15 protein-coding genes, 13 tRNA genes and 4 rRNA genes are annotated in these 26,713 nt (G+C 49.8%); 4 read left to right on the top strand and 28 right to left on the bottom strand.

Annotated features, from left to right (window positions below; genetic code table 11):
* Nucleotides 1-8 precede the first annotated feature (8 nt).
* A complete protein-coding gene (locus NSQ46_RS03420; protein ID WP_342576334.1) occupies nucleotides 9-818 on the top strand; it encodes a hypothetical protein in 810 nt (269 codons plus the stop codon).
* Between the two features lie 183 nt (nucleotides 819-1,001).
* Here NSQ46_RS03420 and NSQ46_RS03415 read toward each other — a convergent pair whose 3' ends face one another.
* A complete protein-coding gene (locus NSQ46_RS03415) occupies nucleotides 1,002-1,733 on the bottom strand; it encodes a hypothetical protein (RefSeq protein ID WP_342576333.1) in 732 nt (243 codons plus the stop codon).
* 420 nt (nucleotides 1,734-2,153) lie between these two features.
* Here NSQ46_RS03415 and NSQ46_RS03410 point away from each other — a divergent pair, with 420 nt between their 5' ends.
* Genes NSQ46_RS03410 through NSQ46_RS03400 form a run of 3 tightly spaced genes read left to right on the top strand, consistent with a single transcriptional unit; the run spans nucleotide 2,154 to nucleotide 6,279 of the window.
* Entirely contained in the window at nucleotides 2,154-4,220 is a 2,067-nt protein-coding gene (locus NSQ46_RS03410) for an EAL domain-containing protein (protein ID WP_232239306.1), read from the top strand.
* 4 nt (nucleotides 4,221-4,224) lie between these two features.
* Nucleotides 4,225-5,868 carry a thiamine pyrophosphate-binding protein gene (locus tag NSQ46_RS03405; RefSeq protein ID WP_342576332.1) on the top strand — a complete coding sequence of 548 codons (1,644 nt, stop codon included), beginning with the start codon at nucleotides 4,225-4,227 and terminating at the stop codon, nucleotides 5,866-5,868.
* Nucleotides 5,869-5,886: 18 nt separating this feature from the next.
* Nucleotides 5,887-6,279 (top strand): carboxymuconolactone decarboxylase family protein, encoded by a 393-nt coding sequence (locus NSQ46_RS03400; protein WP_007133204.1) that lies wholly within the window; start codon nucleotides 5,887-5,889, stop codon nucleotides 6,277-6,279.
* 315 nt (nucleotides 6,280-6,594) lie between these two features.
* On the opposite strand, the gene NSQ46_RS03395 is transcribed toward NSQ46_RS03400, so the two are convergent.
* From NSQ46_RS03395 to NSQ46_RS03265, 27 genes are all read right to left on the bottom strand, one after another.
* Nucleotides 6,595-7,395: an alpha/beta hydrolase gene (locus NSQ46_RS03395; protein ID WP_213617005.1), complete on the bottom strand. Its 801-nt coding sequence runs from the start codon at nucleotides 7,393-7,395 to the stop codon at nucleotides 6,595-6,597.
* A gap of 27 nt (nucleotides 7,396-7,422) precedes the next feature.
* The gene (locus tag NSQ46_RS03390) at nucleotides 7,423-7,980 is read right to left on the bottom strand and encodes a dihydrofolate reductase family protein (RefSeq protein ID WP_213617003.1); all 558 of its coding nucleotides are present in this window, start codon (nucleotides 7,978-7,980) and stop codon (nucleotides 7,423-7,425) included.
* Between the two features lie 335 nt (nucleotides 7,981-8,315).
* Complete coding sequence (gene glmS, locus NSQ46_RS03385; protein WP_007133201.1) at nucleotides 8,316-10,148, bottom strand: glutamine--fructose-6-phosphate transaminase (isomerizing); 1,833 nt, start codon at nucleotides 10,146-10,148, stop codon at nucleotides 8,316-8,318.
* A 134-nt stretch (nucleotides 10,149-10,282) separates the two neighbouring features.
* On the bottom strand, nucleotides 10,283-10,516 hold the full coding sequence (locus tag NSQ46_RS03380) for a hypothetical protein (protein ID WP_138919369.1): 234 nt from the start codon (nucleotides 10,514-10,516) through the stop codon (nucleotides 10,283-10,285).
* 372 nt (nucleotides 10,517-10,888) lie between these two features.
* On the bottom strand, nucleotides 10,889-12,229 hold the full coding sequence (gene glmM / locus NSQ46_RS03375) for a phosphoglucosamine mutase (RefSeq protein WP_007133199.1): 1,341 nt from the start codon (nucleotides 12,227-12,229) through the stop codon (nucleotides 10,889-10,891).
* Nucleotides 12,230-12,265: 36 nt separating this feature from the next.
* Complete coding sequence (locus NSQ46_RS03370; RefSeq protein ID WP_213617001.1) at nucleotides 12,266-13,729, bottom strand: CdaR family protein; 1,464 nt, start codon at nucleotides 13,727-13,729, stop codon at nucleotides 12,266-12,268.
* Nucleotides 13,722-14,549 carry a diadenylate cyclase CdaA gene (cdaA, locus tag NSQ46_RS03365; protein WP_007133197.1) on the bottom strand — a complete coding sequence of 276 codons (828 nt, stop codon included), beginning with the start codon at nucleotides 14,547-14,549 and terminating at the stop codon, nucleotides 13,722-13,724. Before cdaA ends, NSQ46_RS03370 begins: the two co-directional genes overlap by 8 nt.
* Nucleotides 14,550-14,808: 259 nt before the next feature.
* On the bottom strand, nucleotides 14,809-15,423 hold the full coding sequence (locus tag NSQ46_RS03360) for a zf-HC2 domain-containing protein (RefSeq protein WP_007133196.1): 615 nt from the start codon (nucleotides 15,421-15,423) through the stop codon (nucleotides 14,809-14,811).
* Nucleotides 15,424-15,686: 263 nt separating this feature from the next.
* Nucleotides 15,687-16,256, bottom strand: a complete 570-nt coding sequence (sigW, locus tag NSQ46_RS03355) for an RNA polymerase sigma factor SigW (RefSeq protein ID WP_034274467.1) — start codon at nucleotides 16,254-16,256, stop codon at nucleotides 15,687-15,689.
* A 263-nt stretch (nucleotides 16,257-16,519) separates the two neighbouring features.
* Nucleotides 16,520-19,306: a phosphoenolpyruvate carboxylase gene (ppc, locus tag NSQ46_RS03350; RefSeq protein WP_007133194.1), complete on the bottom strand. Its 2,787-nt coding sequence runs from the start codon at nucleotides 19,304-19,306 to the stop codon at nucleotides 16,520-16,522.
* 277 nt (nucleotides 19,307-19,583) lie between these two features.
* Nucleotides 19,584-19,657 (bottom strand) — tRNA-Gly (locus tag NSQ46_RS03345).
* A gap of 78 nt (nucleotides 19,658-19,735) precedes the next feature.
* Nucleotides 19,736-19,809, bottom strand: a tRNA-Pro gene (locus NSQ46_RS03340).
* A 14-nt stretch (nucleotides 19,810-19,823) separates the two neighbouring features.
* Nucleotides 19,824-19,900, bottom strand: a tRNA-Arg gene (locus tag NSQ46_RS03335).
* Between the two features lie 3 nt (nucleotides 19,901-19,903).
* Nucleotides 19,904-19,978, bottom strand: a tRNA-Gly gene (locus tag NSQ46_RS03330).
* A 5-nt stretch (nucleotides 19,979-19,983) separates the two neighbouring features.
* Nucleotides 19,984-20,067: transfer RNA gene (locus NSQ46_RS03325), tRNA-Leu, on the bottom strand.
* A gap of 14 nt (nucleotides 20,068-20,081) precedes the next feature.
* Nucleotides 20,082-20,157 (bottom strand) — tRNA-Lys (locus NSQ46_RS03320).
* A gap of 69 nt (nucleotides 20,158-20,226) precedes the next feature.
* Nucleotides 20,227-20,301: transfer RNA gene (locus tag NSQ46_RS03315), tRNA-Gln, on the bottom strand.
* A 47-nt stretch (nucleotides 20,302-20,348) separates the two neighbouring features.
* Nucleotides 20,349-20,424: transfer RNA gene (locus NSQ46_RS03310), tRNA-Val, on the bottom strand.
* A gap of 4 nt (nucleotides 20,425-20,428) precedes the next feature.
* Nucleotides 20,429-20,503 (bottom strand) — tRNA-Glu (locus NSQ46_RS03305).
* 38 nt (nucleotides 20,504-20,541) lie between these two features.
* Nucleotides 20,542-20,617, bottom strand: a tRNA-Thr gene (locus tag NSQ46_RS03300).
* 3 nt (nucleotides 20,618-20,620) lie between these two features.
* A tRNA-Asn gene (locus NSQ46_RS03295) sits at nucleotides 20,621-20,696 on the bottom strand.
* A 10-nt stretch (nucleotides 20,697-20,706) separates the two neighbouring features.
* Nucleotides 20,707-20,823 (bottom strand): 5S ribosomal RNA (gene rrf / locus NSQ46_RS03290).
* A 270-nt stretch (nucleotides 20,824-21,093) separates the two neighbouring features.
* Nucleotides 21,094-24,020: ribosomal RNA gene (locus tag NSQ46_RS03285) — 23S ribosomal RNA — on the bottom strand.
* A 304-nt stretch (nucleotides 24,021-24,324) separates the two neighbouring features.
* Nucleotides 24,325-24,400: transfer RNA gene (locus NSQ46_RS03280), tRNA-Ala, on the bottom strand.
* A gap of 26 nt (nucleotides 24,401-24,426) precedes the next feature.
* Nucleotides 24,427-24,503 (bottom strand) — tRNA-Ile (locus tag NSQ46_RS03275).
* A 9-nt stretch (nucleotides 24,504-24,512) separates the two neighbouring features.
* Nucleotides 24,513-24,629, bottom strand: a 5S ribosomal RNA gene (gene rrf / locus NSQ46_RS03270).
* Between the two features lie 138 nt (nucleotides 24,630-24,767).
* Nucleotides 24,768-26,322: ribosomal RNA gene (locus NSQ46_RS03265) — 16S ribosomal RNA — on the bottom strand.
* The 16S, 23S and 5S rRNA genes sit together here with 13 tRNA genes alongside, the layout of an rRNA operon.
* Nucleotides 26,323-26,713 lie beyond the last annotated feature (391 nt).

Below are 26,713 nucleotides of genomic sequence, written 5' to 3'. Positions count from 1 at the left end.
TTGCTTACATGAGCGAGCATACCTTTGTATTTTCATTAGAAGAGCTGGGATACGCCTTGGCCGTTCATCAAGGGGAGGAAATGGCTGCAGGACTTATGAAGGCATACTATGGAGATCTGTCTGAAGACAAATGGGAGCTTCTATTTCAGGCAGCTACACATAGCTTGATGTCCAAAGGTTTTATAGAATCGATGGATGAGGAGAATGGAGAGGTTCGTTTCACATCCGAAATTACGCAAATGATTCAGCATTTGCTGCACAGCAATTATATGCTAAGAGGGATTACCGATCGGAATTCCAGCAAAGTACTCACGATCCATGAGCTGCAGCAGCGGTATTTGTACCACTTGTCTGACAATCATACACTTCATTTTCTTACCTGGACAGAGCCGGCGGATTGGGAAGAAGAGCTAGCACATTTCTATGGAGTGAAGCCTTCGAAAGCCGAAGGGCTGACTTTATCCGAATCCAAGGCTGTGGTCACGGAAGAATTGTGGAATCGGCTGACATCAGGTGAATCCCCTGCCTCCCCTCTCAATGACGAGCTTTCATCCGGTCAGCAGCAGCTGATTGCAAAATGGCAGCAGGATTTTCAAAAAAATGCCCGTACCATGGACAATCTAAGCACCATAAGAATTGGCAGCGGAAATCAGACGGCAATCGAGGATATTTTGTTTATACTTCCTTCTAATGAAGGGGTCTGGATTATACGTAACCAGGAAGCGGACAGAAATGCGGAACCACGGATTTGCATTGAGCTGCAATCCTTCTCGGCATGCAAAAAGACGCTCGGCGCTTTTGCTGGTGCTTTGGCTTAGTCAAGCGGTAGATCTAGTACCGCTCATCTAAACGGTCTTCTATGCGGGAGCATCTTAAAACCTGACCAAGTCTTAAATCTCCGTTGTCCCAAAATAAAAGGATGCAGCGTTTCCCTAGTAAGCGCTGCATCCTTTTTCATTGATTAGCGATATCGGTCATTTTTTCTTAATCAATGAAGGCTATTATAGCCCCCCTCCTTCCAGCCTTTTATTAATATCTTCATCCGAATCTACGAAACCATTTTCCGTTAATTCAACGAAAACTGTACGATCATATTTATAACTTTCTAAAGAAGAAGGATCTATATTTGCTACTTTCTCTAAAAATTCATTCACCTTTAAATACTCATCATCATTAAATATCCAATACGTTGCGGAAATCGAAGGGCCGTTAAACTGATCATAGGATTGCTGAACAATCGTTTTTAATTTCTCTGCTGTAATACTTTCATCATGTTTCATGACAATTTCAACATGGATATACTCTGCTTTCGATTTTTCAAGATAGTCTTCAATCGTCATATCTTTCGTTACTTCAATAGGTTGTTTCGGATGAATATTGACCCACGAAGATGCATCTAGCCCTTGATCTTCAATCGCATGATTAAAAACGGAGGCAAATTTATGCATTAACCGCATCTCCGGATAATTTTCAACGATGTTTTCCGAGGTATCCATTACGGCAGTAAACATGATGTCTGAATCTATTGCTTTAACATATGTAGTTACTGTATTATTGCTTTTCGTCCCCCATCGTTCCCCTATGTATTTTACTTCAAAGGATTCATTGTATTTTTCGGATAACCTTTCCTCGATGATTTTGGCAGTTTTTTCATTTAACTCGCTGCATCCTAATAAGCTTAATATGGATATTCCCATTACGACCATGCATACTTTTCTTAATAATTTACTCATATCCCCTTGCCTTCTTTCATAAAAATATGAACTCATAATCTATTATAACAACGGAATGATTTTCGATTGATCATCAAAATGCCCCGCCTCTTTCTTTATTTACTTTCTTCACCCAAAATCTAACAGAAATAATTTGACAAAAAACTTTAAGTGTCGTCTAATGTGATATATAACAGGATTGCTCATGATCTAAGTATATTTTACTGCATTTTCATGGAGCGAAGGGGGATGGGGATTGCTTTGACGAAAGTATCCTTGATCTCGGAGTCTAAAAAGAGATGTGAGAAGCTAGGTATTGATCCACGGGGGGTTCCCTCTTTTTCGACCTTTTTATCAGAAGGCGATTTGAATCTAAAACGGGCCGAATACGAAGAAATATTGTCGGTAATCAATTTTTTTGTACATAAGATGTTGGAGCTCATGAAAGGGATTCCACTGCTGATCCTGATTTCCGATGAGAATGGCTGTATTCTGGAAATGGCCGGGGATGAAGCGATCAAGAGCGTGGTTCAGCAATCGGGCATACAGATTGGCCTCGTGTTCAACGAGCAAGAAGCGGGAACTAACAGCATTAATTTGGTTTTGGATCATCGTCAGCCCATTCAGCTTGTCGGGGACGAGCATTATTATGAGTTTTTGTGGTCCTCCGCGTGTTATTCCGTACCCTTCCAATATACAGATATCTCCAATCTGCTTGGAACCATTACAATCATGACGACGATCGATCAGCACAACCCATTTTTGCTGGCGATGCTGAGTACGGTCGTAGATTCAATCGAAAGAGAGCTCCTGCTGAAAAAGCAAAATCGACGATTGCACATATTGAATCAGGTGGTTATCGAAACAACCAGAAACGGCATCATTATTACGGATCGGGATGGGAACATAACCGAGTTTAACAAGTTTGCTGAAATTTTAACGGGTGCCAAAAAACAGGATGTCCTTCATAAACCTATTCCGGATGCCAAAACAAATGAGTTCATTCAAGAGGTCCTTCAATCGGGAAAAGAATACGAAAATATGGAATTCATACTGCACCCTCGGACGGGGCAAAACGAGCTGGTCTGCCTGTTCGACGCCTTCCCTATTCGTGATGAGAATATGCAGGTCATGGGCGCATTTGCACAGTTTCGGGATATCACGGAGCGTTATCATACGCAAAAGCAAATTAATTATTTAGCCTACCACGACGATTTAACCGGTTTGCCGAATCGAAGATTCTTCACCAGGCATATTGATGAGCTCCTGAAGCATGGGGTGAAAGAAAACAGTATCTTTGCCGTCATGTTTCTTGATCTGGACAGCTTCAAGAAGATTAATGACACGCTGGGCCATAACAACGGAGACGTGCTGTTAAAGCTGGTTGCCGAGCGTCTGAAAACTTGCTGTCATGCTCCGAATCAACTGGTTTCCAGAATGGGCGGGGATGAATTCACGATCCTCCTGCAAGAGATTACGGATCATACGGAAGCCATTCATGTTGCCGAAGAGATTATAAAAGCATTTGAGAAACCATTTGCGGTAGACGGCTATGAATTCTATATAACGGCCAGTATCGGTGTTGTCTTCTATCCTCAAGACGGCACGAATGTCGAGGTGCTCATGAAGAATGCCGACATTGCTCTTTACCGGATGAAAGACGACGGGAAGAACAATTATAACATTTTCAAACCTGTGCCAAACAGCAGCGGTATTGAAAGACTTACCTTGGAGCATTCAATCCGTAAAGCGTTAGACCTAGATGAATTCGTGGTATATTACCAGCCCCAAATCGATATTCTGACTGGGAACATCATCGGTACCGAGGCGCTCGTTCGTTGGAATCATCCGACTCTCGGCTTGGTCCCTCCAACTAAGTTCATCCCGATCGCCGAGGAAACAGGACTCATTGTCCCCCTTGGGGAATGGGTGCTCAAAACCGCGTGCCTTCAGAATCAAATATGGAAGGATAAGGGGTTCCCTCCTATGAGCGTATCGGTCAATCTCTCTTCTCGCCAATTCTCAAGATATAATTTGGTAGACACCATCAAAGAGATTTTACTCGAAACCCACATCGATCCCCAATACCTGGAGCTCGAGATTACCGAGTCGATGACGATGAATGTCGATGTTGCGATCGAGGTACTCGGGAAACTGAAGGAACTAGGCATACAAATTTGCATCGACGACTTTGGGACGGGTTATAGCAATCTTTACTACTTAAAATTGTTTTCGATTGACCGGCTGAAGATTGATCAATCCTTTGTCAGGAATATTATGACGGATTCGAATGACGCGGACATTGTGGCTACGATCATAGCGATGGCTCATAAGCTTGGCATCGATGTTATCGCAGAAGGCGTAGAAACCAAGGATCAGTTGGATTTCCTGCGTAGTCAAAGCTGCCATGAAGTGCAAGGGTTTTATTATTACCCACCTTTACCCGCAGAACAAATCGAGCGGTTGTTGAACAAAACGGCGACAATAAAAACCAATTTGCAGGGGTGATAGGATGAAAAAGAGAGTGTATACCCTATTAGTCGAGCATTTTAAAAATTGGGGGATTTCTCACGTATTCGGAATTCCCGGAAAGTCCATTTCTCCGCTGATGCTGGAGCTTGAAAGCCATGGTATTCAATATGTGCTGGGTCGTCACGAAGCTGGCTCTGGGTTTGAGGCGTCAGGCTATGCACTGGCGAAAAAAACAATGGGGATCGCGATTGGTACTTCCGGCCCGGGAGGAACGAATCTGATCACAGCCGCCGGGCAGGCCAAAGAGTTCCAGTTACCGGTATTGTTCATCACCGGACAGCCATCGATGCGGGAGACTGGGCGCGCTTTAAGTCAGGATTCAAGCCAGTTTGGGGCCGATTTGGTTAAGATGTTCGAGCCCGTTACCTTGTTCAGTGCCCGCATCGAACGTGGGGACCTTCTTTACTTGTACCTTAAACATGCCCTGGAAAAAGCCTACACGGGTGAAAAAGGCCCTGTTCATCTTTGTATCCCATTTGATGTGCTGATGGAGGAAGTCGAGAGCTTCTACCTGCCTTTGCCAGACCACATTTCACCAGTTGTATCCCCCGATATCGATAAGGCGATATCGATGCTGGGCGAGGCTAAGAAGCCCGTCCTCTTTCTGGGCAAAGGCGCCGTCATGGCGGATGCCTATGAACCATTGCGGATCATGGCCGAGCATTGGGGGATTCCTGTAATGACCACGCCGGGTGCGAAAGGAGCATTTCCTACCAGCCACCCCTTATACCTAGGCGGGTATGGTCTCGGCGGTTCCAAGCATGCAACCGATTATATGAGATCCGGCATTGACCTGATGATCGTCGTAGGCAGCAAATTGTGCGATATGTCCTTGTCCGGATTTACGCCCGATATGGAGCCGGAAAAGGTTTTGCAATTTGAGTATGACCTTAAGTTCGCAGGTAAAACCATTCAGGCGCCGACGCAACTGATTCTTGGCGATATCCGCTCTAACCTGACTCAACTCATCTCGCAAAGCGGGGCATCGTCCAAAGAGCATGAGATGCTGATTGCCCGGGCACAAGTGGCAGCAGCGACCTCCCAAGCGGAATCCGTGTTGTCAGCGGGAACGGCGTTCCGAAGCTTGCGATCCGTGCTCCCGAAAGAGGCAGTTCTCTTCGGGGATGCAGGGAGTCACTCCTTTCATGCCGTACAAAACTTCGAGATCATCGAGCCCGGGACATTCTATTTCGATGAAGTGTTCATCGCTATGGGGGCAGCGATCGGCTATTCGATCGGAGCGAAAATTGCCATGCCCGATCGCCCTGTCGTCTGCGTGACCGGCGACGGCTGCATCATGATGCACGGCACCGAGATATCGACAGCCGTGAACCATGGAATTCCGGTTATTTTCTTTGTACTGAATAACGGCCGTTTAGATATGGTGGAAAAGGGAATGTCTTATAACACCGGGCGTTCGGTAGGCGCTGTCTATGAACGACCGCTGGATGTGAGCTTATTTGCCCAATCCATGGGCGCCATGGCATTCCGCTGCGAAAATGAAGCCGACATTACGAGGGCGGTTCAGTCAGCCTTGCAGTCCCATACGGCTACGGTAATCGAGGTCATGGTGGATCCGCAAGAAATCCCGCCGATTCTTACCCGATTGCTTAGTCTAGATTAACGCTTACGGAGGACGTTTATGGAGTCGAATCGCTATAATAAAGGAATCGAAGTTTTGCAACAGATGGTAAGTGAAGAACGACTGAACGCAACGGTCAAACAGATGGAAAAATTCTCACCGGATATGGCCAGGCTGATTGTCGAGTTCCCTTATGGCTCGCTGTATTCCCGTCCAGGCCTGGATCTAAAACAAAGGAGCCTGCTTACCATAGCGGCTATGCTTGCCTCAGGCGCAGCGGCTCAGCTCGATTTCCATATCGAAGCAGCCTTGAATGCCGGGCTTACGCCAAATGAGATTGTAGAGGCCGTCATGCACTGCGTATCTTACGCAGGCTTTCCCAAAGCGCTGGATGCCATGTTTGTGGTCATGAAAGTGTTTAACGAACGGGGAATTCAATACGAAGAACGATAAACCCCTGCTCCCTACTTTATTTCGGCCAACTCGATTCAACGAGAGTAAGCCTGAGAAGGATTTTGACTTAGTCGAGGATGGATGCGTCACCGTGGTTTGGCCAGGCTCAATCATTCACGGCTATTTTGACTTTACATAATGCATGGCCTACCCAAGTGTCCTTGATTTCTGCAATAACAAGAGCCCCTCTGTTAAATAACTTGAGGGGCTCTTGTGTTGCTTATCATATTATTCAGTTTAGAAAGAATAATTAACTTTCAGACACTTCACTTCTTCTGAGATAAAAGCTCTGGTTTATCCCTTGCCCAAGTATCCTTAACTGTTGAAAAATTCGACCAGTAAAGGAACGAGAGCCGCAGGATCGACATTGTGATCTTGTCCCGCAAGCACCCGATCCTTCGCCTTTACGAGATGATGGGCCAATGTTTTCGCAGCTTCATGGAAGAAAGGCTCGCTGTTTGCGCCGGAAATTACCACTGTGGAGGACGTTACTCGAGCCCATTTGCTGGTTGGCAGCGGCTTGCCGATCATCACATCACGTGCGATCCTTCCATCATATGCGAGCGTATGCGCAACAGCCAGAAAATCTCTCCATATCGGACTTTCCTTCTGCGGAGCCAAGTATTCTTCCGGAATAAGCAGCGCCTGTGTCATGAAAATTTCCAAAGCTTTGTCGCGTTGTCCGGACAAGATAGCCTCGTCCAACTGCTCGACGTAATCCAGGGGAAGAGGCGGACGGCTTGCGTCAAGGATGAGGGGCGGTTCATACAGCGCCAGCTTTGGGATTTTTTCAGACAACCGATCAGCGGCCTCCAGGGCGAGAATTGCTCCGGACGATACACCATACAAATAGGCGCTCCCGCCCACGGATTCTATTAGTGCATCGATATCTTCAATCTCGCGCTCCACCGCATAGGGCGGTGTGTCGTCACTGTCTCCCCGCCCGCGTCGGTCGTAATTGATCACGGTATAATGGTTCGCCAGCAAATCTGCCAGTTGCTCTTGCGAAGGGAACTTGCGATACCCTAGAGCGCCAGTTACCAGGATCACAGCCGGACCGTTGCCGTATTGGTCATAGGCGATGGCCGTTCCATCTTTGGATATAACGTTGTTCATCAGTTCTCGCCCCTCCTTTTTCTTAAATTATTTTCGCTGGTAATGCAAGCCGACGACGCCGTTCTTGTATGTTTTGGAGCGGATCAACCGGAGGGACTGCTGCTTGTTGGCCAAAGCGAACAAGCGCTCGCCGCGGGAAGCGATGACGGGATGAACGAGCAGCCACAGCTCGTCGTAAAGTCCGCTGTGGATGAAAGATTGCCATGTCTTTACTCCGCTTTCGACGGAAATTCGATTGACCCGGCTTTTCAGTGCTTCCAGCTCACGAGCGAGCGAGGTATTGCCACTCCCAATCTGCTGCGAGTTTCTCCAGACCAAATCGACTTTGGAGCTGGAAATGACCACTTTGGAGATCTCGTTCATGCGCATGGCGATGGCCCGTTCCAGCGCATTGGAAGAATGCTCCGCCTGCTGCCAATGCTGGGCTAACGAAGCGTACGAATTTCTGCCTACGATAATCGTATCGACAGTATTGTAATATTCCAAATAATCCTCAAAGATCTCTTCGCTCAATGTCATCCACTGATTTTCATCCGACACGACGCCGTCCAGCGAAAGCTGCATTGTTAAAATCACGTCACCCATTCCTTCAATCACTCCTTGCTTTCATGATTTACGAAACAAATATATCATTTTCCCGGTCCGAGCATTTCTTATCAATTGCTATTATGTTCCAGTTTTAATCTAGGGAACCTGAAGGTACAACAAGATTCCTAGAATGCTGTTAGCCTTTTTTATATTAAACCCTCTGATTTTCTTGATTAAACAACAAAAGAGCTCAGACTAATCTGAGCTCTTTTGGTTTAGAAGTTACAATCCATGGTTTCCATATGCATACTTCTTTTATTGGTTACAAGCTTTATTATTCAAGTTACAAAGAATACTTAATACATTCACACAATTACGAGCAAAGCCCACGCTTACTCTACCGTCACGCTCTTCGCCAGGTTCCGCGGCTTATCCACGTCATTGCCCCGAGCGAGGGAAGCATAGTAAGCAAGCAGCTGCAGCGGGATCACGGACAAGGCGGCCGTCAGTACCGGCAGCGTCTTTGGAATCGCGAAGGCTTGGTCGACCGACTTCAGCAGGTCAGCCACATGCTCCTCGTAGGTAATGGCCATGACTTCCGCACCCCGCGCTTTCACTTCCTTAATGTTGCTTACGGTTTTCTCCAGCACCGCTTCCTGGGTTGCAAGAGCGATCACCGGAATCCCTTCCTCAATCAAAGCGAGCGTGCCGTGCTTCAGCTCACCGGCAGCATAAGCCTCAGAATGGATGTAGGAGATCTCCTTCAGCTTCAGGGAGCCTTCCTGGGCTACCGCATAATCTTGGCCGCGGCCGATAAAGAACAGGTGCTCATGCTTGGCGATCTGCTCGGCATAGGCTTTGATCGATTCGGCATTCGCCAGCATCGCTTCCACCTGCTCCGGCAGAGCCTCCATCGCAGCAATCACTTCGGCAACAGCGTCCTCCGTCATCGTGCCGCGTACCTGAGCCAGATACAGACCAAGCAGATAGAATGCGATCAGCTGGGAGGTGTAGGCTTTTGTCGAAGCAACCGCGATTTCAGGTCCTGCCAACGTACCAAGCACGTCGTCGGCTTCACGGGCGATCGAGCTGCCGACCACGTTCGTAATCGCCAGAACATGGGCGCCGTGGCTCTTCGCTTCACGAAGGGCTGCCAGCGTATCTGCCGTCTCGCCGGACTGGCTCACAACGATGACCAGCGTCTCAGGCGTGACAATCGGCGAACGGTAACGATATTCGGAAGCCACGTCGTTCTCGACAGGTATACGTACCATTCCCTCGATCACGCTGCGTCCGACAAGACCGGCATGGTAAGCCGTTCCGCAGGCAATGATTTGGACATTGCGAATATTCGCGATCTGCTCGTTCGTCAGCTTCAGCTCAGGGAGGACGACTTTCCGTCCGCTCTCATCCACGCGGCCCAGCATCGTATCCCGATAGGCCTTCGGCTGCTCGTGGATCTCCTTCAGCATAAAGTGATCGAACCCGCCTTTTTCCGCCGTGACGGCATCCCAATCGACACGAATCATTTCCCGAGAAATAAAATTCCCTTCGATCGTCATCAATTCGACAGCATCTGCAGTGAGCAGCGCCATCTCGCCGTCATTCAAAATATATACGTTCCGCGTATATTTCAAAATCGCCGGAATATCAGAACCGATAAAGTTCTCGCCTTCACCAAGGCCGATAATGAGCGGGCTGGCTTGACGAACGGCAACCAGCTTATCCGGTTCGTACTCCGTTAGTACGCCAAGTGCAAAAGCCCCTCTCATATACTTGATCGCCTTCTGCACCGCCTTCACGATATCTCCGTCATATTCACGGGCGATGAGATGCGAGATCACTTCCGTATCGGTCTCGGACACAAAGTGATGCCCTTGCTGGATCAGCTCTTCCTTCAGCTCCAGGTAGTTCTCAACGATCCCGTTGTGTACGACCGAGAACTTCTGGCTCTCGTCCGTATGCGGATGGGAGTTGACATCCGATGGACGGCCATGCGTAGCCCAGCGGGTATGACCGATCCCGGCCGTACCGACCAGCGGCGCTGTTTCCAGCCGTTCCTCAAGATTGGCCAGACGTCCCTGTGCCTTGGCTATGCGAAGCCCTTCATTGGTGAACACTGCGATTCCTGCAGAGTCATATCCGCGATACTCGAGCTTTTTGAGTCCTTCCAGCAACACCGTTTGCGTCTTCTGATTTCCAATATATCCGACAATACCACACATTGTATGATTCCTCCGTTCGGTTTCCAAAAGTAATGGTTATGCGAAAAGAAGAATGCGCACCTGCTGTGCGGTATTACGAAAGAAGAATGATCTATTCAATTATCAATGTTCAACGATAGCTTGATAGCTTTCCCTTAAGCTATTGAACAATCATGAATGCACTCTTCTTCCACCGCGCTGTACGCACACTTGATTCGCACATTCATGTTTTTATGAAATACGATGAGCACCTGCTGATGCGTTGTAAGAACGGTCGCCCATTCCTTTTCCGCGTTCAGCTTACGGTTCTGGTGCAATCCCGGGAGGTCCCCGCCGAACAATCCGAACACCTCCACCTCGTCAGCTTGATTGTGCCGTTTCGTTATCACATCGATTCGTCATAACGATTTCCCCGCGCATTTTTCAAGCTCTGGCGCTTATGAAGCTTATGGTCTACCTCACAACCCTCTCTTTCCATTCTTGAATGACATTCTATATTATATTCACCCGAATAGGGTTTGGCAACTTTAGTGGCTAGCCTTCTCTTTCGAGCTCCACCAAGAATCGGCCTTCCAGACTACTTGAATCCATGCATCAGGAATGCGGAGCCTATACCTGCAGCATATGCAGTCATAGCAAGGCTTGCTTCCGCTTTCATGCGCTGCATCATACCAGGAATATGCGGGCCAGTTATCAGCTGTTCTAGTTCACTGGCCCTTACATAAACTGGTGTTCCACCCTTGAAAAATCCAACTTTAGCCTTAGGCTAATTCCCGCTTCACGACATCGGCAATCTGGGTTACATAGCGATCCAGCTCGTCTTTATCCGGACCTTCGGCCATAACCCGAATGAGGGATTCCGTACCGGAAGGGCGAACCAGTACCCGGCCGTTATCTCCCAAAATCTGCTCTACCTCGGAAATCGCAGACTCGATTGCCTTATTTCCTTGGTACTTCGTTTTATCGCCAACGCGCACGTTAACAAGCACTTGAGGATACTTGCGCATGCTGTTCTTCAGTTCATGCAGCGGTTTGCCGGAAGCTACGATGGTGTCCACCAGCTGAATGCCTGTCAGAATTCCGTCACCGGTTGTGTTATAGTCCAGGAAAATAACATGACCGGACTGCTCGCCGCCGAGGTTAAATCCGCCGCGACGCATCTCTTCCATCACGTAGCGGTCGCCAACGGCCGTCTTGGCCGTTTTCAGCTTCAAGCTGTCGCAAGCTTTGTAGAAGCCGATGTTGCTCATGACCGTGGACACAATCGTTCCTGCTTTCAGCTTGCCAGCACGATTCATTGCATCTCCGCAGATGCACAGGATGAAGTCGCCATCAACCTCCTCGCCTTTCCCGTCAATGGCGATCAGACGATCCGCATCTCCGTCAAAAGCAAGTCCCAGATCCGCGCCGTGGGCAAGGACGGCTTCAACCAGCTTCTCCGGATGTGTCGATCCGCAGCCATCATTGATGTTTAGACCGTTAGGCTCAGCGCCGATCGTAATAATCTCCGCACCAAGCTCGCGGAACAGCTTCGGAGCGAGCTCGTAAGCTGCGCCGTTCGCGCAGTCCAGCACGATTTTCAGGCCGTCGAAACGGTTGCTGATAGTTGTCTTCAAATACTCCAAGTATTTAAATTTCGATTCATTATCTACGCGAAGCTCGCCCAGTTCGGCTCCGATCGGACGCGGAAGCTCGTCCTTCTCCGCATCCATGAGCTCTTCAATCTTGAGCTCCGTTTCATCGGACAGCTTGAAGCCGTCTCCGCCAAAGAACTTAATTCCGTTATCTTCAACCGGATTGTGCGAGGCCGAGATCATAACGCCGGCATCGGCTTTCAACAATCTTGTAATGTACGCTACCGCAGGGGTGCTAACAACCCCTAGACGAATAACATGCGCACCGATCGACAGTAGTCCTGCCACCAATGCAGATTCCAGCATAGCTCCGGATACGCGCGTATCCATGCCAATCACGACAGTCGGCTTCTCCTTATCCCCCGTTAGTACATAGCCGCCGCAGCGGCCGATGCTGTAAGCCATTTCGGCAGTCAGCTCTTGATTGGCAATCCCTCTTACCCCATCTGTTCCAAAATATTTCCCCATGTGTTCTCTTCCCCTTTATCTACATTTCTTTATGTTTCACTCATTCGGTGTTTCTGTACCCGTATCCCCATCGTCAGTACTTCCATCTGCCGGCGGATGGGCCGGTTCCTCTTCGTTTCCGCTGGCATCCGTTCCCGAATTTACGGGCGGCGCTACGCTTTGATTCCCCTGCTCATTGCCTGTTCCGGTACTCGGCGGATCGGTCTGGTCTTTATCCTTGCCGTCATCCTTCGGCGTGGTTCCCGGGTTGGTTGTAACCGGCGTAGAGTTGTCCTTCAGCTCGATCTTCACAACCAGTCGATTCCTGTCGGCTCGATTAATGAAATCCGGAAGCGTGATTTGAAGCGGAATTTCATGCATACCCGCCTTCAACCCGGCTAGATTGGCCTGAGCCCCGATATCTTCGGGAGTCAGACTATTCAGCAGGTCGGGCGCTCCGGTAAGCGTAAGTGATATCGACTTCTCCTCGGGCTCAAGGATAACAGCTTCCAGGCCCGAAGCTACTCCCTTTAAGGTTATCGGGATTCCGCTAATGACCCGTTCGCCATGCGATACGGCCGTAACCTCAACTTCGACAGAGCTCGGCTCGATTTTCTCAAAACCTTCAGGCGGCGTCAAGTCGGCCGTAAGTACTGTTGTTCCTGATTTGTTAATTTCAGACAAATCCACAATCGCTTCGATATAGGTCTCTGCTCCTGCAAGCGCCTCTTTGCTCCCGAACAACTTGACTTCCTTGACCTTTTGATCCACCTTGGAAAGCACAAGCCCTTCGGCCAATCTTCCCGTATATTTCAGCTCCAGCGGCACCGTCACAAAGGCAGGCTCAATCGGCACTTCGGCCGCTACGCTGCTCGGCTCGATGACCGCATCCTCCATCACGACGCCTTCCTTATCATATGCCGTCAGCTTGACGCGTTTCTCCGTAATGTTCTCCTTGGCTCCGTCCAGCTCAATATTCCCCTTCACCTGACCGAGCTTCTCCATCCTGGATTCCGGCAGCGTCACCGTGACTTGGCGTGGGTCGATCAGCACGGGTGTCCCGGCCCGGTAATCTTTGGCTGGCTCGCCCTTCGTGCCAATACTTACCGTCACCGACTTGGAGACCCGCTTCTCTACGGTCACCGTAACCATGCTGGGATCCATCGATACGACCTCCACTCCGTTCGGCACTGAAGCAGTTAAAGGAAGGGTATGGGTACCGGGCTCCTTCACATTGCTAAGGTCAAGCTTTACTTTGTACTCATCCGTAAACAGGGTGATGTTGGACCGTTTGCCCCTCACTTCCAGCGTCACGCGGTCTTTGTCGATACCCGTTAAAGCATATTCGCCATCATCGAACCCGTAGGTTTGAATTTTGACCCCTTCAATCACACGGGTATCGTAGAAGGTTGTCGGGGGAGGAGGCGAGCCGCTGTCCATATGAACCATCGCCCACAACAAGATGCTGACAGCCAATGCAATCAGCTTGCTGACTGTATTGTTCTTAATCCATTTATCCATTACGGCCCTCCTTCCGTTTCCAGAAGAACGTGCGTTTCTCCTTCGTGGATGCGGCAGGACGCATCTCCTCATACAGCTTGGAGATGAGGGATTCTTCCTTGATATCCCGAACCACTTGCCCATTCAATGCTAACGATACTTGACCGGTCTCCTCCGATACGACCACCGAGATCGCATCCCCCACTTCACTGATTCCTATGGCTGCGCGGTGTCTGGTACCAAGCTCTTTGCTTATAAAAGGATTCTCCGATAAGGGTAAGTAACAGCCCGCCGCGGCAATCTGTCCGTTCTGGATAATAACCGCTCCATCATGAAGCGGCGTGTTCGGTATGAAAATGTTAATGAACAATTCCGAGCTGATCACCGATCGCATCGGAATGCCGGATTCGACATACTCATTGAGACCGGTTGTCCGCTCAAATACGATGAGGGCACCGATTTTTCGCTTCGACAAATAATTAACGGCCTTAATGGTTTCGCTAATTAATTTATGGGTCTCTTCATCGGCGTCCGCCGTTCGTCCGAAGAACTTGCCGCGGCCAAGCTGCTCCAGTCCACGTCTAAGCTCTGGCTGGAAAATAATAAAGATGGCCAGCACCCCGAACGTGAAGATCTGATTCATCAGCCATTTGAGCGTGTACAGATCGAACCAGGTGCTGAGCGCCCAAATAACGACCAGTACCAAGATTCCTTTCAACAGCTGCACAGCTCTTGTGCCCCGAACGAGCAGAATCATTTGATATATAATATAGGTAACGATAAGAATATCGATTATATCCTTGATGGTTTCTCCCCAGGTCATATCCGTGAAATACTCCATACAGCAACCCCCGTCAATTCCATTAAGTGCGGGTTCAAAAAATCTGCCCCTCACTGGGAACTTTTTGAACGTCCTCATGCATAACGCTTGAGACTATATATGTAGTATGTACTCTACACTCTCTAGGTTATAACGTTAATCTTTCCGATGCAAGCGAATGCCTCGTCCATAACCTGCTTTCTGCAGATTTTTGTAATAAAAGAAGCGCCGTCTTTTCACTGAAAAGAGGCGCTTGTATTCAGTAAGGTGCAGGCGATTCTTATCGGTAAGCGACATCTGTGAACAGATTGGAGATTTTGTACCATATCCAATCCATTGCCTTATCAATATCTTTAACTTGACCTGCTATATGAGCGGTGGAGGCCTGGAACAACTCCCCGTCAATGACCGTGAGATTGCCATTCACTTGGCCATAGACCTTAGTCTTCCCATTCTCAACGGTTATATCTCCCGCAATGACCTGATCGGCAGGAATGATGACCGTGTCACCTTCAATCACCAGCTTCTCGAATTCATCACTCTTCACAACCAGCTGGTTCTCTTGGTTCCAGAAGCTGATGGTGCTAAAGAGCATGACCACGACAAACATGGCTGCCGCTGTAAGCGCAGGATGATTCCTAACCCAGGTAACCCATGCCTTCTGCTTCTTCGGCTTAGGCAGCATGCCCATAATGCGGTCTGCTAGATCATCTGATGGCTTCGTCGCATGATGAGTTAAGGAAAATAGAAGCATATCGGTATGCTCCAGCTTCTCGAAATTGACTCGGCACTCGGAGCATTCCTGCAAATGCTGCTGCAATTCAAGCTGCTTCGGCTCGGACAAGTCATTATCCAGATAATCATGCATCAAAGAGACGGCTAATTTGCAATCCATTTGTGAGCCAATCCTTTCGTTCAATCTCTTTGCTGGGTCCATTCCCCGACCGGGGACATAAGACTTGCTTATTGTTCATACGTGCAGGAGTCACGGATGTTTCAAATATTTTCGGATAAAAAACAATTTTGTCTGCAGAGTCCGCTGAATCGTGGGAATCAGCCCTTACCGATTCTTGGCCCGCATCATAAGCGACAACGTCAACTAAGGCGCCGTCTTGAGGTCAGCAAGAAAAAACCACCCTCCGGTGGCCCGGCTTTTTCTTACAATTTATGCTCCAGCTTTTTCCTAAGGAACTCACGTCCACGGTGGACTCGCGTTTTGATCGTTGTTACAGGCAAGTCCAATATCTCGCTAATCTCTTGCAGCGATAAATCCTGTATATATCTCAGGATCATGATCGTTTTGTACTTGGCCGGAAGCCCCTCGATCGCCTGGTGGATGATCCGCTGCGTTTCCGACAGAAGCGTTTCACTCTCCGGTGTGCGATTGTCACTCGGGATGAGGGAATAACCGTCCATACCGTCACTGTCGTTCAGTTCCGCATCCAGCGAGAAAGAAGGCTTGCGTTTTCGCAGCCGGTCTATACCAAGATTCGTCCCGATCCGGTAGATCCAGGTCGAGAATTTCTGGTTTTCGTCATAACGATCCAGGTTTTTATAGACACGCAAGAACGTCTCCTGTACGACGTCCTCCGCCTCATGGCGGTTGCTTAGCATTCGGTATGCTAAATGAAAGATCTTATCCTTGTACAGTTCCACAATTTCGGCAAAAGCTCGCTGATCGCCTTTGCGGGCTAGCTTTGCCAGTCTTACATCCAAATTTTCCACCATAACTCCCCCAGAATGGTCTGATGGGTAACGTTTTAAAAGCATCATTCAAATGGTAATTCAACTGTTTCTAAAAATCAACAACTATTAGAAATCCAACCGAAAATTTCGAATGGATCAAAGCCTATCATGCCCCATACTCCCCAAGATGAATAAGGAGCGATCCATCCGGTATAAAACAAGGCGAGGCTCGAGTGAGCCTCGCCTTGTTCATCGAGATCTTTGTCTTGCTGTGCTATAACGATCGATCCCAGCCAGGGCCCGCATCAGCCCGTATTCCGAAGCCCTGCGGCAATGCCGTTAATCGTGAGCAGCACTTCGCGAAGCAGCTCCGCGTCATCCTGCCCCTGCTCTCTTAAGCTGCGGAGCTCGTTGAGCAACTGTACCTGCAGGTAGCTAAGCGGATCGACGTAAGGATTGCGGAGTCGAATCGATTCCTGCAGGACCGGTTGATTATCCAGGATGTCCTGCTGTCCGGTAATTTTGAGGACGAGGTCCTTCGTCAGGTTGAACTCTTCCTGGATCATTCCAAAGATGCGCTCGCGTGACGTATCGTCCTTCGTCATTAAGGAGTACTCCTTAGCGATGATAAGATCCGCCTTGGCAAGTGCCATCTGAAGGGTATCAATCAGCGACGTGAAGAACGGATAGTCCGTGTACATCTTCTGGAGCACCTTCAGATTCTCTTCCTTGCCTTGGTAGAAGCTCTGTAAGCCCGTACCAGCCGCATACCATGCCGGGAGGAGGTAACGGCTCTGGGTCCATGCAAACACCCAAGGAATGGCTCTCAGGTCCTCGAAACGGTCGCTGTTCTTGCGCTTCGATGGGCGGGAACCGATATTCAGCTCGCCCACTTCCGGAAGCGGCGTCGATTCTTTGAAAAAGCTAAGGAAATCCGGGTCGCGGAAGATCAGGTCCTGATACTTCTTCTGCGCTGCCTCCGAGATCCGGGAGGCGATTTCCTCCCATTCTTTATCGACAGATTGGGTTTCAGGATATCGTGCATTGATCGATGCCGTAATGAGCGCGGAGGTGGCTTGCTCCAGGCTTCGATAAGCAATCCCTTTCAGGGAATAGCGCGACGAGATGACCTCGCCCTGCTCCGTAATCTTGATGCCGCCGGCAATCGTGGAGGCCGGCTGTGCCAGAATACTGCGGTTCAGCGGCATGCCGCCGCGTCCCAAGGATCCGCCCCGCCCATGGAAATACTTCACCTTGATGCCAAATTCATTCGCAACCGCAGTGATTTCCTTAAGCGCTACTTGAAGCTCCCAGTTGGCCGTAATGGCTCCGCCATCCTTGTTGCTGTCAGAGTAGCCGAGCATGATCTCCTGCAAGTCATTCATTGCGCTTACGGCTTCGCGGTAGATCGGAAGGCTAAAGAGCTTACGCATGATCTCAGGCGCAGCGTGAAGGTCCTCGATCGTCTCGAACAACGGTGCTGCCTGCAAGGTGGCAACTACCGTACCGTCCGTATCCTTCCGGAACAATCCGGCTTCTTTCGCAAACACCATCACTTCCAGAATATCGCTTGCACCCTCAGACATACTGATCAGATAGCTCGAAATGCACTTCACGCCGAATTCCTTCTGAGCACGGAATACGGTACGGTACACTTCCAAGCATTCCTCCGTACTGTCGCTGTACTCCTGATAAGGGGTCGTCAGCGGACGCGGGTCGTTCAGCAGGTCGTTCAGCAGCGCAATCTTCTCATCTTCGCTTAATTGCACATAATCACTGGTAACGTTCATTTTGTGCAAAATCTCAGCCATCGCATTCTCATGCTCTTTGCTGTGCTGTCTGATATCCAGGGTTGCGGTATGGAAGCCAAACAACTCGACCTGGCGAATCAGCTTCTGGATGTACGTATCGGCGACATAGTCAGCAAAGTGGAAGCGCAGGCTGCGGTCAATGATCTTCAAATCCTCAATGAATTCTTCCGGTGACTCGTAGCGCTCGCTGCCGGTCATTTCGTCTTCGAGAATATGACTGATTTTGGCCAGCATATAAACGAGCTTAATACGATACGGCTCTTTCTCATTGTGCCAAATTTCCATCTTCTTCAGCGTGACGTTTTGGCGGTCCTTCTCAATGGACGCAATCAACTCGTCGGATACGTTGACAATGGTCGAGCTGAAGCTGAGATACTTCATGAAATCACGCAGGATCCGCTGGTATTCACGGATTGCCAATTTACGCTGCATCTCAAGGGTTTTCCAGGTCACGTCCGCCGTCACCGAAGGATTACCGTCCCGGTCTCCGCCGATCCACGATCCGAAACGCAGATACGTCGGAACATGCCAATGATGGCCCGGATAATACTTATTCAGGCAACGCTCCAGTTCTTGATAAACCTCTGGCAGAATGTGAAACAGCGTCTCATGGAAATAATACATTCCGTTTCGGACCTCATCCAGAACGGTCGGCTTACGGTCGCGAAGCTCATCGGTTTGCCACAGTGTAATCACTTCATTCAGAAGCTTCTCCCGAAGCTGTTCTCTTTCGCGGAATGTTAATGTTGGGTTGTCCAGCAGCATCACATCCTCGGCGATCCGTTTATGGATATCGAGAATGGCTCTGCGCATCGCTTCAGTAGGGTGAGCTGTCATGACCAGCTCAAGGGATAGATTTTCGAGAATTTCTTGAACTTCTTCAAAAGGAATGTTGCGTTCTTTCAGATCCTGGACCGCACTTTCAATGGATCCCGGCTGAACGCCTTCACCAGCGGAGCGCTCATAATCGCGTTTCCGGCGGATTCGGTGATTCTGCTCGGCGATGTTAACCAATTGGAAGTAAATCGCAAAAGCGCGGATCACTTGATGGCGGATATCCGGTTCCAGCGTGCTGATGATTCTCTTAAAATCTGCGAACAATTCAGGAAGAAATACGGATCGCAACGATTTGCTCGTTTCGCGAATTTTCTCAACTATATCTAAAAGCTCGTTGCCTCCTTGGTGGACAAGAACTTCTCCAAGAATATTGCCAAGGAACCGTACATCTCGCCGCAGCAGATTGTTGGAATTACTCTTTGCGGTTACTGTAAGTTCAGTCATGCTACTCCTCCCATCTCAAAGCCCTTTTTACGCGGTTTATCTCTAGAACATAACGCCTTCCTAACATAATACAATAAATGCGGGCGAAAATCTTCACTTTTCAACCGAAAAAATTAGCCAGATCGACAAAATTCATTCCCTTGAAAAGCGCCAACATCCCATATACGACAAGCCCTGAAGCCATTGGCAAGTCTCCTCTTTAATACATTAACACTTCGCAGAAACATCGTGCGGATATGTAAAAAAACATCACACATGGTGATGTCCTGCTATATTATGGAGCGGGTGATGGGAATCGAACCCACGCTACCAGCTTGGAAGGCTGGAGTTCTACCATTGAACTACACCCGCATATCAACCCACAAAAGTAAAGACTAAGCCTTGAAACATATGCCGATTACTTTTGCGGGAACCGAATTCTTAAGCAAATCGGGATGACACGATTCGAACATGCGACCCCCTGGTCCCAAACCAGGTGCTCTACCAAGCTGAGCTACATCCCGATATGAACTTAAAATGGCACGCCCTGAGAGATTCGAACTCCCGACCTTTTGATTCGTAGTCAAACGCTCTATCCAGCTGAGCTAAGGGCGCAAATGGAGCGGACGACGGGAATCGAACCCGCGACCCTCGCCTTGGCAAGGCGATGCTCTACCGCTGAGCCACGTCCGCAAATATGGTGCGCGTGGAGGGACTTGAACCCCCACGTCAAAGACGCTAGATCCTAAGTCTAGTGCGTCTGCCAATTCCGCCACACGCGCACAAGATAAAACACTGGTGAGCCATGAAGGACTCGAACCTTCGACACCCTGATTAAAAGTCAGGTGCTCTACCAACTGAGCTAATGGCTCGCATTCAAGGCGTCGCCGAGACTTCCGGTTCACCTTCAAAGCTGCTCTTCACCTTGATTGAGGTGAAAATGGCTGGGGATATAGGATTCGAACCTATGCATGACGGAGTCAAAGTCCGTTGCCTTACCGCTTGGCTAATCCCCAATAATTATCATGTTACTAGCATGTCCAATTCGAGATTGAAACATGAATGGTGGAGGCTGAGGGGATCGAACCCCCGACCCTCTGCTTGTAAGGCAGATGCTCTCCCAGCTGAGCTAAGCCTCCATGTTGGTGACCCGTAGGGGATTCGAACCCCTGTTACCTCCGTGAAAGGGAGGTGTCTTAACCCCTTGACCAACGGGCCACATGTTTAAGCTGCTTCTAAGTTGCTAAAAGAAGATCTGGAGCTTCCAACCGGGATCGAACCGGTGACCTCATCCTTACCATGGATGCACTCTACCTACTGAGCTATGGAAGCAGGTGGCTCCCCGAACAGGACTCGAACCTGTGACAACTCGATTAACAGTCGAGTGCTCTACCAACTGAGCTATCAGGGAATATGTATTCGCTTGGCGGCGTCCTACTCTCCCGGGACCCTTCGGTCCAAGTACCATCGGCGCTGGAAGGCTTAACGGTCGTGTTCGGTATGGGAACGCGTGGAACCCTTCCGCCATCGCCACCAAACGTGATTTTTGCGCTGCACTTTGCTTCAATGATTGCTCACCAGCAAAATATCAAGCCTTAGAAAAGGCATGCAGCTTCAAAATCGTTTCAAGATCTTTTGAACCTTGAAAACTAGATACGAAACGTCTTTGCGTTGATTAGAATCCGTAGCATTTCCCCAATGTTGGATCGGGGCCCCCGAAAAGTATTCGGCATCCGCTTCAAAGCTTCGCTTCACTTTTTGGGGTTTTTGTTCATGCTTCCGTAGCGAGCTTTCTTTCAGAAAGCTTGTAGGATAAGCCCTCGACCGATTAGTATTGGTCAGCTCCATGCATTGCTGCACTTCCACCTCCAACCTATCTACCTCGTCGTCTTCAAGGGGTCTTACATACTGGGAAATCTCATCTTGAGGGGGGCTTCACGCTTAGATGCTTTCAGCGCTTATCCCGTCCGTACGTAGCTACCCAGCCATGCTCCTGGCGGAACAACTGGTGCACCAGCGGTACGTCCATCCCGGTCCTCTCGTACTAAGGACAGCTCCTCTCAAATTTCCTACGCCCACGACAGATAGGGACCGAACTGTCTCACGACGTTCTGAACCCAGCTCGCGTACCGCTTTAATGGGCGAACAGCCCAACCCTTGGGACCTACTTCAGCCCCAGGATGCGATGAGCCGACATCGAGGTGCCAAACCTCCCCGTCGATGTGGACTCTTGGGGGAGATAAGCCTGTTATCCCCAGGGTAGCTTTTATCCGTTGAGCGATGGCCCTTCCATGCGGTACCACCGGATCACTAAGCCCGACTTTCGTCCCTGCTCGACTTGTAGGTCTCGCAGTCAAGCTCCCTTATGCCTTTGCACTCTTCGAATGATTTCCAACCATTCTGAGGGAACCTTGGGGCGCCTCCGTTACTCTTTAGGAGGCGACCGCCCCAGTCAAACTGCCCGCCTGACACTGTCCCCGTACCGGATCACGGTACCAGGTTAGAACCTAGATACGATCAGGGTGGTATCCCAACGTCGCCTCCACACAAGCTGGCGCTCATGCTTCAAAGGCTCCCACCTATCCTGTACAGATCGTACCCAAATCCAATATCAAGCTGCAGTAAAGCTCCATGGGGTCTTTCCGTCTTGTCGCGGGTAACCTGCATCTTCACAGGTATTAAAATTTCACCGGATCTCTCGTTGAGACAGCGCCCAAGTCGTTACGCCATTCGTGCGGGTCAGAATTTACCTGACAAGGAATTTCGCTACCTTAGGACCGTTATAGTTACGGCCGCCGTTTACTGGGGCTTCGGTTCACAGCTTCGGGTTTAACCCCTAACCGCTCCCCTTAACCTTCCAGCACCGGGCAGGCGTCAGCCCGTATACTTCGCCTTGCGGCTTCGCACAGACCTGTGTTTTTGCTAAACAGTCGCTTGGGCCTTTTCACTGCGGCCCCCTCGGGCTATTCACCCTACCGAGGCACCCCTTCTCCCGAAGTTACGGGGTCATTTTGCCGAGTTCCTTAACGAGAGTTCTTCCGCGCGCCTTAGAATTCTCTTCTCGCCTACCTGTGTCGGTTTGCGGTACGGGCACCTTCACCTGACTAGAGGCTTTTCTTGGCAGTGTGAGATCATGACCTTCGCTACTGTAATTTTCACTCCCCATCACAGCCCAGCCTTACGATGTGCGGATTTGCCTACACATCAGCCTCACTGCTTGGACGGACATCCATCAGTCCGCGTCACTACCCTCCTGCGTCACCCCATCGTTCATAACGGTTTACGGTGGTACAGGAATTTCAACCTGTTGTCCTTCGACTACGCCTTTCGGCCTCGCCTTAGGTCCCGACTTACCCTGAGCGGACGAGCCTTCCTCAGGAAACCTTGGGCTTTCGGCGGATCAGATTCTCACTGATCTTTTCGTTACTCATACCGGCATTCTCACTTGTATGCTGTCCAGCGCTCCTTACGGTACACCTTCAACCTGCATACAACGCTCCCCTACCCCTGATGCAAGCATCAAGCCATAGCTTCGGTGGTGTGTTTAGCCCCGTTACATTTTCGGCGCAGAGTCACTCGACCAGTGAGCTATTACGCACTCTTTAAATGGTGGCTGCTTCTAAGCCAACATCCTGGTTGTCTGTGCAACTCCACATCCTTTCCCACTTAACACACACTTGGGGACCTTAGCTGATGGTCTGGGCTGTTTCCCTTTTGACAATGGATCTTAGCACTCACTGTCTGACTCCCGGATATAAGTCTATGGCATTCGGAGTTTGACTGAGCTTGGTAACCCTTGCGGGCCCCGCACCCAATCAGTGCTCTACCTCCACGACTCTCAATTCCGAGGCTAGCCCTAAAGCTATTTCGGGGAGAACCAGCTATCTCCGAGTTCGATTGGAATTTCTCCGCTACCCCCACCTCATCCCCGCACTTTTCAACGTACGTGGGTTCGGGCCTCCAGTGCGTGTTACCGCACCTTCACCCTGGACAGGGGTAGATCACACGGTTTCGGGTCTACGTCCACATACTAAAGCGCCCTATTCAGACTCGCTTTCGCTGCGGCTACGGCTTCTCGCCTTAACCTTGCATGGGAACGTAACTCGCCGGTTCATTCTACAAAAGGCACGCCATCACCCATAGATCGGGCTCTGACTTCTTGTAAGCACACGGTTTCAGGTTCTATTTCACTCCCCTTCCGGGGTGCTTTTCACCTTTCCCTCACGGTACTGCTTCACTATCGGTCGCTAGGGAGTATTTAGCCTTAGCAGATGGTCCTGCTGGATTCATACGGGGTTTCACGTGCCCCGCACTACTCGGGATCCGTCTCGGAGGGTTCACATTTTCGATTACAGGGCTTTTACCTTCTATGGCCGGCCTTTCCAGACCTGTTCGTCTAATCTAAACCTTTGTAACTCCATGTGAGACGTCCCACAACCCCAGAGAGCAAGCTCTCTGGTTTAGGCTGTTCCGCGTTCGCTCGCCGCTACTGACGGAATCACTCTTGTTTTCTCTTCCTCCAGGTACTTAGATGTTTCAGTTCCCTGGGTATGCCTCCTCGCATCCTATGTATTCAGATACGGGTAACTGGCTATTACACCAGCTGGGTTTCCCCATTCGGACATCCCCGGATCGAAGCTTGCTTACAGCTCCCCGAGGCAGTATCGTTGTTCGCCACGTCCTTCATCGGCTCCTAGCGCCTAGGCATCCTCCGTGTGCTCTTAGTAGCTTAACCATGTCGCTCCAGCTTCGTGCCATGTGCTCTGTTGTCCACTTGTTTCCTGATTGGATAAAACCACTCAATGGTGAAACAAGCTTCCAAAGGATCACCTGTCACGAATCTTTCGCTCTAACGCTACTCTTTCACTTCTTGGTCAATCACTTGACACAAGTCGTTAGAGAAGGATATTTCTAAAACGCAAATTCGTTTCGTTATCTAGTTTTCAAGGATCAATGCCAGTCTTTCGACCGGAAGATTATCTTACCACAACCTCCATTACAGTACAACCTGCAATTTATGGAAGCGTTAAGAATAAATATGGTGGAGCCAAGGGGGATCGAACCCCTGACCTCCTGCGTGCAAGGCAGGCGCTCTCCCAGCTGAGCTATAGCCCCATATTAGGAAGTATATAAAGTTGTTATGGTGGGCCCTAGTGGACTCGAACCACCGACCTCACCCTTATCAGGGGTGCGCTCTAACCAGCTGAGCTAAGGGCCCATATCATACGCTTGGCAACGTCCTACTCTCCCGGGACCCTTCGGTCCAAGTACCATCGGCGCTGGAAGGCTTAACGGTCGTGTTCGGTATGGGAACGCGTGGAACCCTTCCGCCATCATCACCAAACGTATGTATGAAAGGATTGACCTCTCAAAACTGACCAACGAGTGAGTTGGTTGACTTTACTTCGTAAAGCCTATTTATCCGGCAGCTTGCGCTGACCGTATTTGTACCGCTTCGCTACGGAAGCGAGGTACTCCATAGAAAGGAGGTGATCCAGCCGCACCTTCCGATACGGCTACCTTGTTACGACTTCACCCCAATCATCTACCCCACCTTCGGCGGCTGGCTCCCGTAAGGGTTACCCCACCGACTTCGGGTGTTGTAAACTCTCGTGGTGTGACGGGCGGTGTGTACAAGACCCGGGAACGTATTCACCGCGGCATGCTGATCCGCGATTACTAGCAATTCCGACTTCATGCAGGCGAGTTGCAGCCTGCAATCCGAACTGAGACTGGCTTTTTAGGATTGGCTCCACCTCGCGGCTTCGCTTCCCGTTGTACCAGCCATTGTAGTACGTGTGTAGCCCAAGTCATAAGGGGCATGATGATTTGACGTCATCCCCACCTTCCTCCGGTTTGTCACCGGCAGTCACCTTAGAGTGCCCACCCAAAGTGCTGGCAACTAAGATCAAGGGTTGCGCTCGTTGCGGGACTTAACCCAACATCTCACGACACGAGCTGACGACAACCATGCACCACCTGTCTCCTCTGTCCCGAAGGCCGCCCCTATCTCTAGAGGATTCAGAGGGATGTCAAGACTTGGTAAGGTTCTTCGCGTTGCTTCGAATTAAACCACATACTCCACTGCTTGTGCGGGTCCCCGTCAATTCCTTTGAGTTTCAGTCTTGCGACCGTACTCCCCAGGCGGAATGCTTAATGTGTTAACTTCGGCACCAAGGGTATCGAAACCCCTAACACCTAGCATTCATCGTTTACGGCGTGGACTACCAGGGTATCTAATCCTGTTCGCTCCCCACGCTTTCGCGCCTCAGCGTCAGTTACAGCCCAGAGAGTCGCCTTCGCCACTGGTGTTCCTCCACATATCTACGCATTTCACCGCTACACGTGGAATTCCACTCTCCTCTTCTGCACTCAAGTCCCCCAGTTTCCAGTGCGTCCCGAAGTTGAGCCTCGGGTTTAAACACCAGACTTAAAGAACCGCCTGCGCGCGCTTTACGCCCAATAATTCCGGACAACGCTTGCCCCCTACGTATTACCGCGGCTGCTGGCACGTAGTTAGCCGGGGCTTTCTTCTCAGGTACCGTCACTCTCATAGCAGTTACTCTATGAGACGTTCTTCCCTGGCAACAGAGCTTTACGATCCGAAAACCTTCATCACTCACGCGGCGTTGCTCCGTCAGGCTTTCGCCCATTGCGGAAGATTCCCTACTGCTGCCTCCCGTAGGAGTCTGGGCCGTGTCTCAGTCCCAGTGTGGCCGTTCACCCTCTCAGGTCGGCTACGCATCGTCGCCTTGGTGAGCCGTTACCTCACCAACTAGCTAATGCGCCGCAGGCCCATCCTCAAGTGACAGATTGCTCCGCCTTTCATAACTCCGCCATGCGGCAGATTTAATTATCCGGTATTAGCTACCGTTTCCGGTAGTTATCCCAGTCTTGAGGGCAGGTTGCCTACGTGTTACTCACCCGTCCGCCGCTAACCAACGGTTTCCCCGAAGGAAACCATTAGTCCGCTCGACTTGCATGTATTAGGCACGCCGCCAGCGTTCGTCCTGAGCCAGGATCAAACTCTCCAATAAAGATCGTCCGAAGGACGATCGACCTCGCCGGATTTGGGTTCCACTCGGATGAGTGAATCAAATCTGGTGAGTCTTGAAAGAGCGATTAAGCTCATTAGAAAAACTGACGAGAATTTGTTCAATTCTCTATTGTAACTCCCCGCCGAAGCGGTTCGTTTTTACTCACTCGTTGTTCAGTTTTCAAAGATCAATCATCGTTTCTTTTCGTCATCCGCATCTCAGCGGCGACTTTTATAATATATCATACTTCCTAGCAACTTTGCAATACTTTTTTTAAAAAAGTTTTTTGAAGTTTTTGGTGAAGTTTGATGGCCGCCGACCCGCGGCATCACCTTCGGAAAGGAAGCGAAAATTAATTTACCACACACTCGGCGAGTTCGTCAACACTTTT

It is taken from the genome of Paenibacillus sp. FSL M8-0142, from assembly GCF_038597315.1.
GTDB lineage: Bacteria > Bacillota > Bacilli > Paenibacillales > Paenibacillaceae > Paenibacillus_AQ > Paenibacillus_AQ lactis.
The sequence above is the reverse complement of the archived record's forward strand: the minus strand, read 5'-3'. Positions and strand labels throughout refer to the sequence as shown.